General features: G+C 44.1%; 18 protein-coding genes and 1 pseudogene. 3 read left to right on the forward strand and 16 right to left on the reverse strand.

What is annotated here, in order from left to right; translation table 11 throughout:
- The first annotated feature begins 10 nt into the window (after positions 1 to 10).
- Positions 11 to 454 carry a GNAT family N-acetyltransferase gene (locus tag DIU38_RS02965; protein WP_112656644.1) on the forward strand — a complete coding sequence of 148 codons (444 nt, stop codon included), beginning with the start codon at positions 11 to 13 and terminating at the stop codon, positions 452 to 454.
- 392 nt (positions 455 to 846) lie between these two features.
- Here DIU38_RS02965 and DIU38_RS02970 read toward each other — a convergent pair whose 3' ends face one another.
- Positions 847 to 1644, reverse strand: a complete 798-nt coding sequence (locus tag DIU38_RS02970) for an SDR family oxidoreductase (protein ID WP_112656646.1) — start codon at positions 1642 to 1644, stop codon at positions 847 to 849.
- 131 nt (positions 1645 to 1775) lie between these two features.
- Here DIU38_RS02970 and DIU38_RS02975 point away from each other — a divergent pair, with 131 nt between their 5' ends.
- Entirely contained in the window at positions 1776 to 2135 is a 360-nt protein-coding gene (locus DIU38_RS02975) for a winged helix-turn-helix transcriptional regulator (RefSeq protein WP_091170936.1), read from the forward strand.
- Between the two features lie 162 nt (positions 2136 to 2297).
- On the opposite strand, the gene DIU38_RS02980 is transcribed toward DIU38_RS02975, so the two are convergent.
- The 11 genes and pseudogenes from DIU38_RS02980 to DIU38_RS03015 form a co-directional block, all read right to left on the reverse strand.
- The gene (locus tag DIU38_RS02980) at positions 2298 to 3218 is read right to left on the reverse strand and encodes a helix-turn-helix domain-containing protein (RefSeq protein ID WP_112656648.1); all 921 of its coding nucleotides are present in this window, start codon (positions 3216 to 3218) and stop codon (positions 2298 to 2300) included.
- A gap of 12 nt (positions 3219 to 3230) precedes the next feature.
- Positions 3231 to 4157 carry an NAD(P)H-binding protein gene (locus tag DIU38_RS02985; protein ID WP_112656650.1) on the reverse strand — a complete coding sequence of 309 codons (927 nt, stop codon included), beginning with the start codon at positions 4155 to 4157 and terminating at the stop codon, positions 3231 to 3233.
- A gap of 1 nt (position 4158) precedes the next feature.
- Positions 4159 to 5049, reverse strand: coding sequence for an SDR family oxidoreductase (locus DIU38_RS02990; RefSeq protein ID WP_112656652.1), 891 nt, complete (start codon positions 5047 to 5049; stop codon positions 4159 to 4161).
- Between the two features lie 393 nt (positions 5050 to 5442).
- Positions 5443 to 7326 (reverse strand): RagB/SusD family nutrient uptake outer membrane protein, encoded by a 1884-nt coding sequence (locus DIU38_RS02995; protein WP_112656720.1) that lies wholly within the window; start codon positions 7324 to 7326, stop codon positions 5443 to 5445.
- 35 nt (positions 7327 to 7361) lie between these two features.
- Entirely contained in the window at positions 7362 to 7916 is a 555-nt protein-coding gene (locus tag DIU38_RS33370) for a hypothetical protein (protein ID WP_208809214.1), read from the reverse strand.
- A gap of 32 nt (positions 7917 to 7948) precedes the next feature.
- Positions 7949 to 8167 (reverse strand): hypothetical protein, encoded by a 219-nt coding sequence (locus DIU38_RS33375; RefSeq protein WP_208809215.1) that lies wholly within the window; start codon positions 8165 to 8167, stop codon positions 7949 to 7951.
- Positions 8164 to 10815, reverse strand: a complete 2652-nt coding sequence (locus DIU38_RS03000) for a SusC/RagA family TonB-linked outer membrane protein (RefSeq protein WP_208809216.1) — start codon at positions 10813 to 10815, stop codon at positions 8164 to 8166. Before DIU38_RS03000 ends, DIU38_RS33375 begins: the two co-directional genes overlap by 4 nt.
- 291 nt (positions 10816 to 11106) lie before the next feature.
- Entirely contained in the window at positions 11107 to 11478 is a 372-nt protein-coding gene (locus tag DIU38_RS03005) for a FecR domain-containing protein (RefSeq protein WP_167516066.1), read from the reverse strand.
- 45 nt (positions 11479 to 11523) lie between these two features.
- Positions 11524 to 11715: pseudogene (locus tag DIU38_RS34775) on the reverse strand (FecR family protein); the annotation flags it as partial.
- 172 nt (positions 11716 to 11887) lie between these two features.
- Complete coding sequence (locus DIU38_RS03010) at positions 11888 to 12250, reverse strand: hypothetical protein (RefSeq protein WP_149354014.1); 363 nt, start codon at positions 12248 to 12250, stop codon at positions 11888 to 11890.
- A 60-nt stretch (positions 12251 to 12310) separates the two neighbouring features.
- On the reverse strand, positions 12311 to 12889 hold the full coding sequence (locus DIU38_RS03015; protein ID WP_112656656.1) for an RNA polymerase sigma-70 factor: 579 nt from the start codon (positions 12887 to 12889) through the stop codon (positions 12311 to 12313).
- Positions 12890 to 14273: 1384 nt separating this feature from the next.
- On the opposite strand from DIU38_RS03015, the gene DIU38_RS03020 reads away from it, so the two are divergent.
- The gene (locus DIU38_RS03020) at positions 14274 to 14504 is read left to right on the forward strand and encodes a hypothetical protein (RefSeq protein WP_112656658.1); all 231 of its coding nucleotides are present in this window, start codon (positions 14274 to 14276) and stop codon (positions 14502 to 14504) included.
- 380 nt (positions 14505 to 14884) lie between these two features.
- Here the strand turns inward: DIU38_RS03020 and DIU38_RS03025 are convergent, their stop codons facing one another.
- From DIU38_RS03025 to DIU38_RS03040, 4 genes are read right to left on the reverse strand one after another with little or no spacing between them, the layout of a single operon-like run.
- Entirely contained in the window at positions 14885 to 15604 is a 720-nt protein-coding gene (locus DIU38_RS03025; protein ID WP_112656660.1) for a LytR/AlgR family response regulator transcription factor, read from the reverse strand.
- Positions 15601 to 16659 (reverse strand): sensor histidine kinase, encoded by a 1059-nt coding sequence (locus DIU38_RS03030; RefSeq protein ID WP_112656662.1) that lies wholly within the window; start codon positions 16657 to 16659, stop codon positions 15601 to 15603. Before DIU38_RS03030 ends, DIU38_RS03025 begins: the two co-directional genes overlap by 4 nt.
- Before the next feature lie 9 nt (positions 16660 to 16668).
- Positions 16669 to 17073, reverse strand: a complete 405-nt coding sequence (locus DIU38_RS03035; RefSeq protein WP_112656664.1) for a c-type cytochrome — start codon at positions 17071 to 17073, stop codon at positions 16669 to 16671.
- Positions 17070 to 17603, reverse strand: a complete 534-nt coding sequence (locus DIU38_RS03040) for a YceI family protein (RefSeq protein ID WP_112656666.1) — start codon at positions 17601 to 17603, stop codon at positions 17070 to 17072. Before DIU38_RS03040 ends, DIU38_RS03035 begins: the two co-directional genes overlap by 4 nt.
- Between the last annotated feature and the right edge of the window lie 6 nt (positions 17604 to 17609).

Here is a 17609-nt window from a genome sequence, read left to right on the forward strand (position 1 = left end):
GAACAATAACATGGAAATTATTTCGATAACCGATCACCATCTGTCACATTGCGCCGCCATACTGGTTGATGCATATAACGCCTCCCCCTGGAACTGCCTGTGGACAAGCGAAAAGGCGTATCAGTATCTGGCTGAATTAGTTGCTAACCGGGATTTTGTTGGATTTGTTGTTTATGATAACGACGAACCGGCAGGCGCCGTTTTAGGGCATAAAAAAACCTGGTGGACCAACAGGCAATTAATGATTGATGAATTGTTCGTTTCGCCTGCTTTTCAAAAAAAAGGTTACGGGAAAAAGCTTATGCAGCATTGCGAGGATTATGCAGCTGTTAACGATATTGAATTATTGGTCTTAATGACCAACAAGTTTCTACCGGTTTATAACTTTTATGAAATGATGGATTATACCCTTGCAGATCAGTACGTGTTTATGTTTAAGCAACTGAATTTGTAACGTTCACTGCCGGATCAGCAGGGGGCGTTCGATCAATCGGTAACTTTTAAGCGAAGGATAGTAAACTATGAGCGACGAATAAGAAAATAACCAGAAAACGTAATTTAATCATCTCCAAAAATAATTTATTCTCAATGCTTAGTTCGTTATAACTTTAATGGGTTCTCAATTGATCAACCTAACCACATTCCATTCACTTGTCAGACTCCTATAAATAAAAGCATCCATAGCAGTCATGGCAGCTTGAATGGAACATGGATTCGGTCCTTGGTTCGAAAAATAGGCAATTATCTTTTCAATAAATGGCTCCTGCGCATTTGGAAAGGGGGGCAATGATGATCAAACTTTCTTCTCACAGGTGCCTGTAGTTTGACTTTTCGCCCAATAAGCCGCTATTTTACCACCGGAAAATTACCGCCGTCAATGAAGTAATTCGCTCCGCTGATATAAGATGCTTTTGGCGATGCCAGGAAGTAGATAAGTTCGGCCGTTTCTTCCGGTTCTGCCATCCTGCCCAGCGGTACCCCGCCAACGCGGTCAAAGAGCTTTTGGGTCATCTCATCAAACGTGATGCCTTCTTTGGCTGCCAGCTGACCCAGAAAATCTGACATTGCTTCCGTTTTATTAAGTCCGGGGGAAACAGTAAGTACACGGACGCCATGCGGGCCTGCTTCATCAGCGAGTGATTTACTGTAAGAGGCCAGCGCCGCTTTGGCCGCACTATAAGCCATGGTTGATTCCCAAATCGGGTACTGGCCGCTCGTGGAAGAGATGTGGATGATTACGCCGCTTTTCTTTTCCAACATTTTTGGCAATAAGGCCCGGTCTAAACGTACCGATGATAGCAGGTTGATCTCCAGCGCCTGGTACCAATGCTCATCAGCAAGCGTACTGAAACCGCCACCGGGAAAGGTGTTCGCCCCCATGTTGTTGATCAGAATATCAACCCCGCCATATCTTTCGCTAATCTCTGCCGCGACTTTTTCTACATCCTCACGCTTAGCCAGATCGGCGGCAATAAAGTGATATGGCTTATTATGCTCATCCGGCTTGTTTCGTGCCGTAACGATGACCGTTGCGCCGGCCTGTGATAATCTCGCGGTTACCGCTTTACCTATGCCTTTGGTGCCGCCTGTTATCAGTGCTGTTTTTCCTTCAAGATCCCTGATCAGTTGCTGCTGTATTTCCATTTTTCTATGTTATTAACTTTTGTTTCACAAAGAAACTAAAGCAGATGAACTATATTTGATGATACACTGCTATTAGTGGTTACAAGCTGGTAACTAAAGCAAAATAGCAGTAACCTATTGGTAACTAACAAATGAGAAAGATGCTGCAAAATCCCGAAAACTGCGCTGTTGTAAGAACGGTGGGTTATATCGGGAACAAATGGAAACCCATCATACTGGTGCGCTTGCTGAACGGAGGAAAGGTTCGGTTTGGCAAGCTTTGTGTGCAAATGGCTGATATTTCACGCAAAATACTTAGTCAGCAATTGAAGGAGCTGGAAGAGGATGGACTGATCATCCGTCATACTTATATGGAAAAGCCGCCACGGGTAGAATATGAGCTCAGTGAACTGGGCAAAACGCTTATTCCGGTGTTGAAAGCCATGTATGACTGGGGAAATCAGATCGCACTGCCGGAACAGCAGGGGACCTGGGATCCGGTAGTGAAATGATAGCATAGTTTTTCATAACAAGGCGATCCTTATCAAATCACAACAGTACTTTAATGGTCATCGACCGACTCTTTTAATGGCATACAAGAAAGCATCACTCAGAACAGGTTTCCTGCATGAGGCGGTTTTGTTGGATTGGATCAACCACAATTAACAGAACGATCAGTTAAAAGATTGCCGGAATTCCAGTGGCGAGAGGCTGGTTTTGGTCTTAAACAGTTTACTGAACGACTGCAGGTGTTCGAACCCGAGTTCATAAGCGATCTCGCTGACCGTAAGGTTGGTCGTGGACAATTTTTCCTTGGCCAGCTCTACCAGCTTATGATGCAGGTGCTGCTGCATGGTTTGCCCGGTCAGTGTTTTGAGCAGGCTGCTAAGATACCCCGGGGAAATATTCAGTATTTCGGCGATGTGGGTTACGCTCGGCAGACCCTGCTTCGCTAAGGTTCCGCTGTTAAAATAACTGTCCAGATGATCTTCCAGCCTAGTCAATAGTTCATGACTGGATTTTTTACGGGTAATAAATTGACGCTGGTAAAAACGTTCCGAATAGGTGAGCAATAACTCCAGTTGCGCAATGATGACGCTTTGGCTGAAACGGTCGATAGCGGTGTTATATTCCTGTTCTATCTGGCCCGCGATCGCGGTGAGCATTGTCTCTTCCTTTTCGGACAGGTACAGCGCCTCGTTCACCGAATAGCTAAAGAACTCATACTGTTTGATGTTTTTGGCCAGCGCCGTGTTCCACAGAAAGTCCGGGTGGATCAGGATCATCCAGCCTTCAGGCTTTTTTGTTGCATGCTCCACACTTTTCACGCCAAACAACTGACCGGGCGACATAAAGAAGAGCACACCCTCGTCAAAGTCGCTGTTTTGCTGGCCATAGCGGAACTTGACATGCTGCATTTTCTTCATCGAGATCCAGTAAAAGTCCCCCACCAGGCTAAACGGCACCTCGGCGATCGGCAGGTTAATATTTTCCATGCGGACCACACTGATCAGCGGATGAGCTGGTTTGGGCAAGCCCGCAACACGATGATAGTCGCTGATGGTGCTGAAACGGAAAGGCGTTGAATTGCTCATCACACAAGGTACTTAATTTTGATGGTATACCCGGGCAAACTCCTGGGTAAAATTTGTGAGCTTAACCTTGCCCATTTTCGGGTGATTACGATGAAAGTTTTCCAGCGGTTTACCACTGTGCATAGCGGCCTGCATTTCTACCAAAGTTTCCGCGAGTTTTTCGGGTACTTTAGCCATTTTCAATCCCTGCAGCATGGCTTTATCGCTCAGCAACACCCATTTCAGCCAGGGCTTGCCTACCGCCGTGCCGATGATCCGGGCCGCTTCGTTGCAGGTCAGCTCCTCACTGCCTACATAGCGAATGGTGTTTTGCTCAGTCATCAGCACCAGCTCTTCCGCGACTGCCACGGCAATATCTTTGGGCGATACGAAAATAATGCGGTCGGCACCGCCACAATTGCCCATCAACAGGCCGGTCTTCCCCGTCAGCAATGCCCAAAAGCCGGAGTAACGCAGTGTGAGTAGTTTGCCCATCAGGCCCCTGCCTTTGATCATGTCGACATGCTGATAAAAGTTCGTATAAAATGATCCGGGGCGCATAAAAGTCACGGAAGCTTCCAGGCTGTTAAACTCGTTCTCCAGGTTTTCGCTTTTGATCAGGTCGGCGACCCAACCGCTCATCACGACTACGCGCTTGACCTTCGTTGTATTTAAAGCTTGCACGTAGTTTTTAGCTATCCGGCGCAGGTACGTGCCCAGGTCCGGCTCCGTAAAACTGAGCGGAATCATGGCGTAAACCGCATCTGCCCCCTGAAAGGCTGCTGTAAGGAAATCAACATCGGCAATAGAGCCTATGGCAGCCGAAGCGCCCAGCGCTTCAATGGCTGTTTGTTTTTTTACATCACTGCTGATTACAGTAACCTCGTGTTCCAGAGTTACCAATATTTCTGTCAGCGGTTGGCTAATGTTTCCTAAAGAACCGGTTACAACTAACTTCATCTTATTGGGTGTAAATGCCGTTTTCTATATCGGTTAACAGGAAAGGACGTGTTGGCTGCCAGTTTAAGTGTTCTTGGGTCCACGTGCTCGAAGTCGGGCAATCGATCGCCGCCATGTGGGCAAACCAGCCGAAATGCCCGGCTGCTTCTTCGCTGGTAATCGATCTGACCGGTAGGTTCAATTGAGCGCCAATGGCCTCGGCGATGCTTTTAACGGTTATGCCTTCTTCTGTATTCGCATGGAAACGCGCTCCGGGCGTTGCCTGCTCCAATGCTAAACGGTACAATAACGCAGCGTCCAGCCGGTGTCCCGCGTTCCAGCGGTTCTGTCCTTCGCCAATGTAGGCAGAGAACCCTTTTTCTCGTGCCAGATTCACCAGGATAGGGATAAAGCCGTGTTTGTCCCCATCGCCATGCACTGAAGGCGGCAAACGCACAATGGCGGCACGGACGCCGGCGGCTGCGGCAGTTTCTGCTGCCCGCTCCGAGGCGCGCGGCCAGGCAGGGTTGAATGGTGATGGCATATCTTCGACAGCCAGACTACCGGGATTTACCAGGGCGGTCCCTGAAGTAACGATCAGTGGACGGTCTGAACCGGCCAGTACACTGGCTATGGTTTCTATGGCCCGCTCATCCACCGCGCAAACCTCGGCAAAGCGTGTAAAGTCGTGGATAAAGCCGCAATGGATCACCCCATCGCTTTCGACGGTGCCTTTACGCAGGCTATCCAGATCTTCCAGATCGCCGTAAAACACTTCGGCCCCGGCTGCTTTTAATTTGGCTGCTGATGCTTCCGAACGCGCCAGCCCCAGTACCTCGTGACCGCCCTTTAATAATTCCTGCACAACGGCAGCACCTACGAAGCCTGATGCTCCGGTAACGAATACTTTCATATTGGTTCTTTTTGTTAATACAAAGAACCGCCGTTACAGTGGGAAAGATTTATCCAAATCCATGTTTGGTTTAGCCGAAACCGGGATGCTACACCTTTCCCATTACCACACCAATCAGGTTTGATTTTGTTAAACTTTATTAGAAAAAGAACTCATCTAAATTTGGAATTAAAATGGAGATCAGGGATTTTACTGCAATATGTATAACAAAGTAGCCAAATACGTTGTATCTGGCTACTTCGGTGATCCCGCTGGTACAAAACCCGAACCATTTGGATAATGATTTGAAGTTGTTAGCTTTAATAAATTCGATTACCCGGTTGGCAATTTTTTTCAGTCGTTACTTAAGGTTATCGCTGTTTAAACCAATTTAGCGGATTCTTTCGGATATATTTAATATCCGGGATTTTGTATCAGTAAATTGTTCTTATTTACTTCGTCGCGCGTGATTGGCCTGAAGTAAAGCGCATTATTCCAGGCCCGGTTTTCCAATACATTATATTCAGACGGCGTGTAGGTATAATCATAAACCGATGGGTCATAATGGTAAGGAGAGGATTGCGTTTTTCCCGATTTGAATTTTCCGGTAACAGTTACTATGGTTACCTTCCTGCCTACGGTTTCGTTGGCTATCAGCCATCTGCGTACATCATGATATCGCTGTTCTTCATAGGCCATCTCAATCCGGCGCTCATGACGGTAAATGGTTCTCAGGCTTGTTTGATCTGTGGTTGTAACCGCGGGCATACCAACCCTGAAGCGGACCTTGTTTAACCATTCTACCGCCGGGCCTGTGTCACCGAGTTCGATAGACGCCTCAATATAATTCAAAACAGCTTCTGTATACCTGAAAAAAGGCCATGGAATAGTTTGCGGCATGTTTTGGTCAATGATATTAGGATCCGGATCGGTAAATTTATGATAGTAATAGCCGGTATAGGTACCGTTCCAGTTTTCTAACGAGCTGTTGCGGGTGTCCAGTCCGCTGAAAGATGTTAGTTTGCCGCTCACCATCAAATCATAAGTGCCGGTTTGAATTTGATTGGCGGGGTCAACATTGCCAGATACTTTATCGCGGGGTTTCCAATCCGAGCCATCGTACAACACCGTTGCATAAAATCGGGGGTCGCGGTTTTTATAGGGATTAGCTTTTTCTAATGGGTTCGACCAGCTGAATGGGGTACCGTCCTGCATATCGTAATCATCAACAAGTAAGCCAATCGGAGAGTTCCCCCCCCAGTTATGATAACCGTTAGGCCCGTTGTAAAGGTTTGGTGTTACGGCATAGTTTGGCAGCAGGAAATACTTTGCAAAGATGATTTCTGAAGCCCCGGCGGGGTCAATATTGGGCGCTTTACTGCCTCCGCCCATTGCGATACTCGCATAATTGATAGCGCCCTGACTGGCTGAAACAGGAGCTGATAAATTTAGTTTATAACCCGTGCGCGGATCAGCATCCATTACCGCCTTTGCCGCGGTTTGTGCCAGGCGGTAACGATCAGCCTGGTTGCCGCTTGTGTAACACAGCAGGGGAAGGGTTTGATCCGGAATACCACTAACTTTTGCCGTTAGTTTGGCTTTATCATGCAGGTCACTCGCTGCGTAAAGTAATACCCTCGATTTAATGGCCAGGGCTGCAAGCGCCGTAGCACGACCCTGGTCCATTGTTTTACCTGATAATAATTTGTTCGCTTCATCGCAATCTTTTACAATGAAGTTTACGCACTCCTCGTAGGTATTACGCTTTACCTTAAGGTCATCGGTAATGTTATATACTTTGGTGATGAGGGGGACACCGCCGTAAAAGCGTAATAATTGCTGGTAGTAATAGGCCCTCAAAAAATAGGCTTCACCTAAAAACTGGTCTTTTTTGGTCTGGTCGGAAATACTATTTTTGCCGCTTACAATTCTGTCGATAGCCGTATTACAGGTTCTGATATACAGGTACATCCTGTCCCAGTTCCACGAATCGTCAATCCAGCCGGTAGTGGTGGGGCTAACATTGCCTGTATTGACGATATCGATACCGCGTCCGGTATGGTTAAACAGAGATTCGTCGGATACGGAGGCGAGCATTTGCTCAGATAATCCACCGTTTATCAGGCCTTTATAGGCATCGTTCATATAGGCTTCGGCCAAGGTCGGGTCGCTCCAAACCACATCAGCAGATAGTTGGTTGGGTGGCGTAATATTCAGGAAATCCTTTTTACAAGCCGCGCCCATTATCATAATGAACACCAGCAGATACAGGTTTTTATTTTTTAATGTCGTTTTCATATCAATTCCTTTCATAATGCGTTTTCTTACGCTCCTTAAAAAGTGACTTTAACACCCATGTTAATTACCTTAGCCTGCGGATAATACTGTCCGCTGGTATTGGTAGATTCGGGGTCCCAAATTTTGATCTTATCAAAAGTGGCCAGGTTGATGCCATTAGCGTAGATCCTCAATGAATTGAGCCCTAACTTTTGTATCCATTCTTTCGGAAGTGTATAACCCAACTCCACATTCTTTATCCGGATGTAATTGCTATTGATTACATAATAGCTATTGTCTGACGCGCTGGAAGTGAAGTAGGTAGCGCCGCTATTAGAGTCAGATAACCGCGGATAAAGGTTGTTAGGATGATCAATACTCCAACGTTTTTGATATGACCATTCCAGGTAGTTACCGATACTTCCTGATTCGGTCAGCCCTATTTTTTGTAAGCCGCCGGTAGCTCCCTGAACCAATACGCTCAGGTCAAATCCTTTGTAACCCAGGTTGATGTTCACACCACCTGTAAAGGTAGGAGTGCCGTTTTTATCCATCCGTATTTTGTCATCACCATTAATTTTACCGTCGTGGTTTACATCTTTAAATTTCATATCTCCGGGCCTTAAGCTCGAGTTTGAAATGCCTAATCCGCTGTAATCAAGCTTGTTGTTGTCGATGTCTGCCTGGTCTTTGAAAACGCCGTCATATTGGTATAACAGCCAGGCATCTGTTGGATGACCGGTTGCCCGCTGCCAGTCTGGTGCGCCCGGGTTTCGTCAAAATACAATACTTTATTTTTAGCATATCCGGCGTTTACACTAACACTGTAATTAAAATCGCCGGCGCGGTCACTGTAGTTCACGCTGAAATCATACCCGAGTTTTTCAACCTGCCGAGGTTAACAGGAGGAAAGTTGTATACAGGGATACCTGCGCTTCCCGGTATCGATCCGGTTTTAGGCGCCAGTACATTTGAGCGGAGGTTATAAAAATAGTCGAACGTTACTGATAACCGGCTGTTTAAAAAGCTTGCTTCAAGGCCAACATCGGTATTGTTTGCAACTTCCCAGGTAAAATCATAGTTAGGTACGGTGCCTTCATAAACAGTCGCAACGGGCTGCCCGTTAAACATGTTATTGCTGGTGGCTAATAAAGTTAGGTATTGGTACTCTTTAAGCGCACCGCCATAATATGCTTCGGCGCCCATGCGGCCCCATGAGCCCCTTAGCTTCAAATTATCGACAAAGTGAATGTTGTTTTTAAAGAAGCGCTCTTCCGAAATGCGCCATGCTGCCGTAACGCCCGGGAAAAAGCCAAACCGGTGGCTGGGGGGAAAGATATAGGAGCCATCTACACGCCAAAGAAATTGCGCGATATATTTTTCTTTATAGTTATAATTGGCGGAACCGAAATAGCTTAAGCGCGCACTTTTAAATACATCATTGGCCCCGTTTGATTGTCCCAATTCCTGGCCAAATGATAACTGCGGGATTTGCGAGGATATAAAGTTGGTTTTAAAAGCTGTAAAGCCGCTGCTATTAGCAGTTTGGCGCTGTACACCGGCCATTAATGAAACCGCATGACCATTAAAGTTCCGGTCATAATTGATGATTCCGGTTAAGTTTATATCCAGCTCATTAATGTTTTTTTCTGTAAGATTTGGTGTATGAAACTGGTCAGGGTAAAAGTTTTTAACCTGTAATTGCGGGCTGCCATCATTATTTAAGGTAGTTTTATCCCACGAATACAATTTATATGGTGTTCTCCAGGTACTTTGCCTGTCCCAGTATTTATCCAGCGACGCTGTACCGGTTAATTTTAGGCCTTCTACGCCCGGCAATTTAATTTCTATTTTACCGGTAGTCTGCAGGTAATCTTTAGTATTTTTATCATATCCGGTTTGGTTAGTTGTAGCCACAACCGGGTTAATACCGTTTTCAATATCCGGACCGGCCGAACCGTTGGGCCAAATGGCTACATCCGTTGGCCTGCCACGCATAATAAACCTGAAAATGTTGGCGGCACTCACTGTTGGGTAGTTAGGGTTTTCTTCCCTGCCGGTAACATTTAAACTGGTGGTGATATATTTACTAACTTTAGATTCTACATTGATTCGCAAATCGTACTGCTTGTATCTGGTGGCCGAGTTCTTATAAAAACCGTCCTGGTTTAAATAGCCCAGCGAAACAAGGTATTTGGTATAGTCGTTACCGCCCGTAACCTGCAGGTTGTGCCTTTGTTGCGGCGACCATTTTTGAAATACGGTGCCAAACCAATCGGTATTGGGATATCGGAGCGGGTCAGATCCATCCCTGAATTTCTGCATAGCCTCCGGCGAAAAAGCAGCGTTTATGCTGCCGCCATCAGGCCGGGTGTACGTGCCTGTGTTTTTTAAAGCTTGCCAGGCATCGTTCCAGCTGCTTTGATTTAAGCCCGAGTTGAATATTTGTAATTCGTTCATGATCTCGGCATATTCCGGTGCGTTTGCCATTTTGGGTACACGGGTAGGACGCTGCAAACCATAATAAAAATCATAACTGAATTGTGGCTTACCCGATTTACCTTGCTTGGTAGTAACCAAAATTACACCGTTACCGGCCCTTGATCCATATATTGCGGCAGACGCATCTTTCAGAATTGATATACTTTCTACGTCGTTAGGATTTATCCTGTCAATACCACCGGCACGTCCCGGTACCCCGTCAATTACAATCAGCGGATCTGTGTTACCGCCTGATAAGGAGTTGATACCGCGGATGCGAATAGTAGAGCCGTCACCACCAGGTTCGCCGCTGGATTGGATAGCAACTATACCCGACAGGCGGCCACCAAGAGAGTTGGAGAGGTTAACAGAGGCCGATTTAGCCAGTTCTGAACCCTTTACATCTGATACCGCGCCCGACACAACGACCTTTTTCTGCGTGCCGTAACCAACTACAACAACCTGGCTCAGGTCTGAAGCCAGAGGAACAAGCCTGATATTATCGAGACTTTTTTTTGCCGGTACTTCTAAAGTAGTAAATCCCACGAAAGAGATAACCAGGATACCGTCATCCGGAACGTTGCTTAACGTAAAACGCCCTTCGGTATCGGTTTGTGTACCTAAACTTCCGCCTTTTAATTTTACCGATGCGCCCATCAGGGGTTTTCCGGTATCATCAACAACCTTTCCCTTGACAGTGATCGGCGGCGGAGTGTTTTCCTGCTCAGCTGTTTGAGTATAAGTTGCTCTCAGCAAAATATTTTTACCGGTGATTTTGTAGCCGATCTGCGCGTTTTTAAAACAGGCGTTCAATGTTTCCTCAATCGAGGCGTCTTTAACATTAACGCTGATGGATGTATTCACCAGGTTTTGATCGGTATACAGAAAAACATAACCTGACTGGTTTTTAATCAGGGATAAAACTGTTTGCAGGGAGGCATTTTTTTCGTTTAGACTGATCTTTTGACTATAGCTTTTAGCGCTTGCCTGTAATAGCGTAATTATTAGTAGGAGAGTGGTTAGTTTCATAACCATAATAAGTTTATGGGCCAGCGAGCCTTTTTTAGGGCATATCACTGTTAGGACACCTGTAAAATTCATTACATTTGTTAGGTTTGAGGTTAACACATAAGATAATACTCCATTTGTTTTACCGATTTATTCGGAAGGGTTGACTCAAGCTTTATCGCAGAAGTGCTTCGAACCACTTCTGCGTTCTTTTAAGAACCCTGTTTTCTCTGATCAGGTTATTTGACGTAATATTTTTTTCATCGTTTTTAGGTTAGCTGTTAAATAATTGGTTACTTATTTAGTGTAGGTTTAAGGTTTAATGATAATTTTCTTTTCTGAGCCTTTGGTTTGCTGTACAATTTCATAGTTTACTTTAAAATAAGCCAGCATATCCAGTATCTGTGAGGCGTTCGCATCTTTGATCATTTCGCCAGAAAAAACGGTTTTCGGAATACCATACGGGTATGAAACATCAACGTTGTACCAACGAGATAACTGCCGCATAACATCCTCAATTTTTGCTTTTTTAAATTTGAACAGCCCGTTTTTCCAGGCCGTTGCCTCGTTAATATCCGCGTCTTTAATTTCAATTGTTGTGTTTGATAAAGACGTTATACTTTGCTGTCCGGGGCGGAGTAGTACACTCCGTGAATCTCTTGATAATTTTATGCTGCCTGCCACCAGTGTGGTTTTTATTACCTGTTCATCATCATAGGCATTTATATTAAACTCAGTACCGATATCTTCAATAGTATGCCCTTTGAATTTTACCCTGAATGGCTGTTTCGCATTATGTACAATTTCAAAATAAACTTCGCCGGTAATATTTACGGTGCGATCATTTCCTTTAAAAGCCGTGGGGTAAGTGATGGATGATGCAGAGTTTAACCATACCTTGGTACCATCAGCTAAAACCAGATTATATTTTCCCCCGCGGGGGTACTCAAAGTATTGTAAACTACAATTGAAGGATCTGTATTGTCGGGTGCATACGCCAACTTACCGTTAGCCGTTTTTACAATTCTGATATTGCCTTGTTTAGCTATTGTGCCGTTTATCTGGCTGTTTAAATTAATCTTGAGGCCGTTGTTTAGTACCAGGACCGCTTTATTACCGCCAGGGCAATGTCTGCCTTTTCAACCTTTGCCGTCATTTGCTGCTGACTGACTTTTGAATTTGAAAGATAATAGTAGCCCCCTACTGATAAACAAAGTATCACAGACGCTGCTAATGCTAATCGTGGCCATAGCCGTTTGGTTGCAGCCGGCAGTACAGTTACATTTAACGATTGCCAAACATCCGCTTTCATCTGGTCAATTTCTTCTGATGAAAGCTCTTGTTGTTCAGGTCTCCATCGGGTGTACCATTCCTCCAATAAAACGCGCTCTTCGTCGGTTATTGTGCCGGCGTGATATTTACTTAATAACTCCTGAAGATTGATTTTTGGGTTCAACTGGCTAAGTATTGTCTTATTTATTATAGACAAATAGCCCGGTAGGTATGGGGGTAAAAATTATTTATCGAATAAAATAAAAATCAAAAATGTTATGAGCCCCAATTTAACCCTCAATACTTTAAGCGCATTTTTTACATGGCTTCTTACAGATTGTTCGGTAATATCCAGCTTACCGGCAATCTCCTTATGGGTCATATGATACTTGCGGCTCATTTCAAAAACTATGCGCATTTTAGGGGGTAAAGCCTGTATTTCTTTGTTAATGATCTCGGTCAGTTGCCGTTCACGCACCAAGTGATCGGTCATGACAGGTGCGATGAGCTGCTCGGGAAGCTTCAATCTATATCTTTCATGGATCTGTTTACGCCCTATTACGTTTAGGATCCTGTTTCGGGTAGCAGTATACAAATAATTTGACAGGTTGGTTTTAAATTCAATGGAACTATGATTAGCCCACAAAAACGCGAATAACTCCTGCACTACGTCTCTTGCTTCTTCTTTATCCCTTACGCGGTTGAATGCGTGGAGATACAATAAACCGAAGTATCGGTCGTATATCTCTGCAAAGGCCAGCGGATCATCCAGCTTGAGCAGATCTGTTAACTCGGAATCGCTTAATGTGTTATAATTGACCATCGCGACTATTTAAGTTACCTAAAAAAGCACACCTGCCTGATGCAAGCAGCCATTGCGTGTAAATAATCAAGTTATTAATTGGCAGATGTATTAAATGTAGTTTTAACATTAAACGCAATTTGAGTAAAATGGCCTGTCAACTCCTATAAAGATGTACTGAAGATCTTGAAACGAGTTGGCTGGCGTTATAACTTAAATTTCGACTTAAATAAAGTACAATAAAGCAAATTTATTTTTATGCAGGAAATTTATTTCGTTATGCCGGAGGCGGACATAGCCGGCATCAATTCATGGCGAATTGATGTCGGGAGCCTTGGGGCCGGTAAACATATGCGGTTACGGATTATCTGTGAATCCGAATATATTTTGCTCATATATTGGATAAACCGGTAGTACTCACCCCTTATTCGCCAATTAGCTTTCTCGTCATAAAAGCTTGAAATTAAGGTAGTAAGCAGAATTGTAGTGGGGTTAGGGAAAAAGTATTTGCTTTGCATTAGTTGGAAAAAACATTTTGGTTGACCCCACCTCGCCAATTTTGTTTGCATTTCTAACTGCTTGATTACAAAAATAGAAAGTGGTCAAAGACAAATCGGCCGACAGGGGTCAATATACTGTGGTTCATCCAGCAAGTCCTGAATATTGGTTTCGTTCATACTGATATCCTAACATCCTGGGATGCTTCCCAACTGATGCGTATTATTATAATTGGTTATAGTGTTGGTTTTGGCAGAGTCTGACCTGTGATTATTAAATAAGACAGCAGAACAGGATTGTTATACTCAAAAATTTCAGGAAGATTTAACGAGGCATTGACGTGGCTATGTCAAATAAGTAAATCAACTGGCTTTTAATCAAGGGATTTCGCACGAATTATATTTAACGAAGATTCGACCAAGCGGCAAAATACCTTTGATAGATGTATACATAGTCGTTGCGATTCAATATTGAAAGTGGGCATCCACCTGTAGTTTCAATAATAAATGAATTGCAATAGAAATTTATATATATAGTTTATTAATTGTTGTATTTACAATTAATAAAGGCTTGAAGTAAGTTGTTACTGGCCTTTCATTAATTAGGGAGTGTTAAAACACTCCACATCCGGGTTATCGATCTGGACATAACAATTCCGGACAAAGCCCTGCACGGCTTCTCATATTCGTCCTTTATGTACCGGGATATTATAAATGACCTCGCAGCCGACTAAATTTAATAGCACCTGATTATCCGGGCTTTGGCTTAAGCTGCCGGCCACCGATGTATGCGTTTGATTACTCATTTGGTCACCTGGCCGCTGTGATGGAGGATTTTTATCAGCCAAATTAACCTAAAACACTGTAGTTTATACATACAGGATTATGGGGCGCCTATAGGTTTCCGTTTGGCGGTAGAACATCCGGAGTGGATAAGCGCGCTAATTGTTCAGAATGTAAATGCTTACAGTGAGGGATTAGGCAGCGGCTTTAAAAAGATAATGACAATGGAAGATGTTGGCGATAAGGCTGAGGTTGAAAATATCCTTAAATCCATCATTTCATCTGAAGGCATCAAGGTACAAAATAAACCGAGGGTGCAGCTAAGCCCGCTCATATCAATCCCGATGCTTATTTAATGGACTATCAATTTATCAAAGGGGAAGAAAACGAGCCCATCCAAAATGCGCTGTTTCAAAACTACCATACCAATTTAACAAAATATCCCGACTGGCAGCGATACCTTCGCCAGCATCGGCCGCCTGTGCTAATTGTAGGGGGCAAAACGACCCGATATTAATCTTTCCCAAGGCTTTAGCTTATCTAAAGGACCTGAAAAGCGCGGAAAAGCATTTATTGAATGGCGGGCATTTTGCACTGGTGGAATACCATACCGAGATTACGGCTTATATCCGGTCGTTGTTACCAAGTAAGGGCATCAGGTAAACTTTGTTTTTAAATGCACAGCCCTAAAATAACCGGCTGCGGGCTGTGCATCTTGCTGAGATGCTTTGTGAAGCTATCGCTTGATGAATTTGTCCCTTAAGAGACGCTGCATTACTGCGTCGTGAAAGTTTAAACCAATTGTGATTTTAACCCCACCCAGCCTTAGCATATTGCCTTCAATGGTTTGCACGTTATTTAGGTTAACGATATGGCTTTTGTGCACCTGCATAAATTTGTCGGCCGGCAGTTTCTCCAGGATGCCTTTAATGGTGAGATACACAACAAATTTACCTCCGTTAGTATATAGCGTAAGGTAATTTGCCATCGCTTCTATATAATTCAGCTCGGCATATAAAATTTTTTCTATTTTGCCTTCACACTTAACAAAAAAATGATCTGGCTTCGCGTCTGTATAAGACGTCTTTTTTTGTTTAAGCGATTTTAACTCCAGCGCTTTTTGAGTGGCTTTTAAAAAACGTTCGAGGCTAAAGGGCTTTACTAAGTAGTCTACCACAGCCATTTCAAATCCATCCAACGCATATTGGCCGTAAGCCGTGGTCATGATTACCATGGGTAAATTTACGGATGACCGTAAAAAATCTAACCCATTCATTTTGGGCATATTGATATCCAGGAATATCAGGTCTACCTCCAGCTGGTTAACCAGTCCTGCTGCCTTCAATGGATTTTCGGCAGTACCCACCAAAACAAAAAAATCTGTTTCTTCGATATATTCCTGCAGTAATTTACGGGCAATAGGTTCATCGTCAATGATCAGGCAGTTAAGTTTCATAGATCGAAAAGTGTTAGAATAATTTCATAAGTGTCTTCTTTATCCACTATAAGCAGTTCATGTTTGCCGGGATAAAGCAGTTCGAGGCGCCTTTGGGCATTGGCTATACCTAAGCCGGAGGCAACCGTTGGCGCCTGATTGATGAAGGCATCCCTGGTATTGGAGATCGAAAATATCAACCTGCCACTGCTGTAGTTTAAATTGATGTCGATGCGGTTAGCCGTGCACTCGTTAAAGCCCACGTATTTGAACGCATTTTCAATAAAGGTGATCAGCAGCAAAGGCGCAACCTGAATATTACCGTTGATTTCGCCAATGTTGAAGGAAACGGCGATCCGCTCATCAATCCGGCTTTTTTGCATAGCGATGTAATTGCGGATGTAGTTCAGTTCCCTGTTCAGTTCTATTTGCTCTACATTACATTCATATAATTGGTAGCGCAGCATTTCAGAAAAAACCAGTAGCATACCTCGGGCATCTTTGTTCGATTTATCGATATGACCGTAAATAGAATTGATGGAGTTGAATAAAAAATGTGGATTAAACTGAGCCCTTAAAAAATTCAGTTCATTGGTTGCTTTCTCTTTCTCTATCTGCTCGATATAGATCTGAGAACGTGTCTTTTCGATCACCATTTTTGCGGCGAGTATACAAAGTACCCAAAACAGGATATTGATGAACGAGTCAACAAAAATGGTCAACAAATCGAAATGTGGGGTTGGCACTTTAAAAATATAGGTAACCACCAGCATGGATACTGGTATGCGGATAAGCGCAGTAAGCACGATGCCACCAATAAACAGGATACCGAATTTTACATACCGTTTGTTGTTAAGCAATCTGGGTATGGTGTACAGCGCGTTAAAATAGTAGTTTGCCGATATAAACGCCAGATAACAAAACTGTATGGTAATGGTATGGATAAGCACCAGCGCCCCGTTTCTGAAAATAAATATCCAAAAAAAGTAGGCCAGCGCCCAAAACAAAAGATGATATATTATTTTACTGATCTTCAATACCGGGTTCAAATTACAAGTAAGGTAACAAAAAGACATTTAATTTTTCTATTGCGGTTCTGCCCCATATGGGAAGGCCTGCCCTTTATGGCAGGTGCTGCATTGTACAACAAGAGCCGGGTCTCCCAATCGCGGGTGTTTGTTTTGCAGCCAGCGCTTATTCAGGTCGAGCGTCATGCGCATCATCGTACGGGTTATGGCCTTTTCGGGCTTGGTATCACTGGCAAAATCAAGGCCATGTCCATCCGGGGCATTAGCATGGCAAAAGCCGCAACTTACACCCAGACCATCTTCAAAATCGTCAGCCATGATACTTTGCAAGTCTCGCGAACTGATGTTCTTAGGCAGGACTTTCAAATTGGTATATTTAGCACTATCGGAAGACCTGATGGTGGCCGCAGCGGTTAAAAACACGGGCAGGGCAAGGCTTACTATCGTTAGGAATTTCTTCATTTTTTTGCGATCAGATTAATGTTTACCTCCACCTCATCAGACACGGTGCTTGTTCCTCCCAGGCTAAAATCTTTCCGTTTCATTTTAAACGAACCCTTAAAGGCATAACCATCTCCTAAAGGTTCTGCCATGAATGGGAATGTTACGGTTTGCGATTTTCCTTTTATCGTCAGCAAACCATTAAACTGGTATGTGGCTTTCCCGGTAGCCGTGATCTTGTTAGATTCCATTCTGATCCTCGGGTTATTTTTAATGTCAAAATAGCCTTCCCGTTTCAAATGTTCGTCCCGCAGACTGTTATCTGTATTTACAGTAGCAGCGTTAATGGTTACGTCGATTTTGCTGCCCGACGGGTTTTGAGGGTCGAAGTTGATGGTCCCATCAAAGCCACTAAAAGTCCCCTCAACGCTAAAGCCCAGATTTTTGATGTTAAACTTTAAGGATGATGCTGCTTCAACGGGTTTGTATTGGGCCAGGCTGGTTTTTGACACACCGGCTATCAGTATCAGTAATATGATTTTTTTTATCATCTCAGG

Source organism: Mucilaginibacter metallidurans (genome assembly GCF_003286435.2).
Taxonomy (GTDB): domain Bacteria; phylum Bacteroidota; class Bacteroidia; order Sphingobacteriales; family Sphingobacteriaceae; genus Mucilaginibacter; species Mucilaginibacter gossypii.

Bases quoted from the DNA above. Each gene is read 5' to 3' on its own strand.
- DIU38_RS03000 (WP_208809216.1), bottom strand. From the start codon at position 10,815: ATGAAACTAACCACTCTCCTACTAATAATTACGCTATTACAGGCAAGC.
- DIU38_RS02975 (WP_091170936.1), top strand. From the start codon at position 1,776: ATGAGAAAGATGCTGCAAAATCCCGAAAACTGCGCTGTTGTAAGAACG.
- DIU38_RS03035 (WP_112656664.1), bottom strand. From the start codon at position 17,073: ATGAAGAAATTCCTAACGATAGTAAGCCTTGCCCTGCCCGTGTTTTTA.
- DIU38_RS03040 (WP_112656666.1), bottom strand. From the start codon at position 17,603: ATGATAAAAAAAATCATATTACTGATACTGATAGCCGGTGTGTCAAAA.
- DIU38_RS02990 (WP_112656652.1), bottom strand. From the start codon at position 5,049: ATGAAAGTATTCGTTACCGGAGCATCAGGCTTCGTAGGTGCTGCCGTT.
- DIU38_RS02980 (WP_112656648.1), bottom strand. From the start codon at position 3,218: ATGAGCAATTCAACGCCTTTCCGTTTCAGCACCATCAGCGACTATCAT.
- DIU38_RS02985 (WP_112656650.1), bottom strand. From the start codon at position 4,157: ATGAAGTTAGTTGTAACCGGTTCTTTAGGAAACATTAGCCAACCGCTG.
- DIU38_RS03015 (WP_112656656.1), bottom strand. From the start codon at position 12,889: ATGGTCAATTATAACACATTAAGCGATTCCGAGTTAACAGATCTGCTC.
- DIU38_RS02970 (WP_112656646.1), bottom strand. From the start codon at position 1,644: ATGGAAATACAGCAGCAACTGATCAGGGATCTTGAAGGAAAAACAGCA.
- DIU38_RS03025 (WP_112656660.1), bottom strand. From the start codon at position 15,604: ATGAAACTTAACTGCCTGATCATTGACGATGAACCTATTGCCCGTAAA.
- DIU38_RS03030 (WP_112656662.1), bottom strand. From the start codon at position 16,659: ATGTCTTTTTGTTACCTTACTTGTAATTTGAACCCGGTATTGAAGATC.
- DIU38_RS02965 (WP_112656644.1), top strand. From the start codon at position 11: ATGGAAATTATTTCGATAACCGATCACCATCTGTCACATTGCGCCGCC.
- DIU38_RS33370 (WP_208809214.1), bottom strand. From the start codon at position 7,916: ATGAAATTTAAAGATGTAAACCACGACGGTAAAATTAATGGTGATGAC.
- DIU38_RS02995 (WP_112656720.1), bottom strand. From the start codon at position 7,326: ATGAAAACGACATTAAAAAATAAAAACCTGTATCTGCTGGTGTTCATT.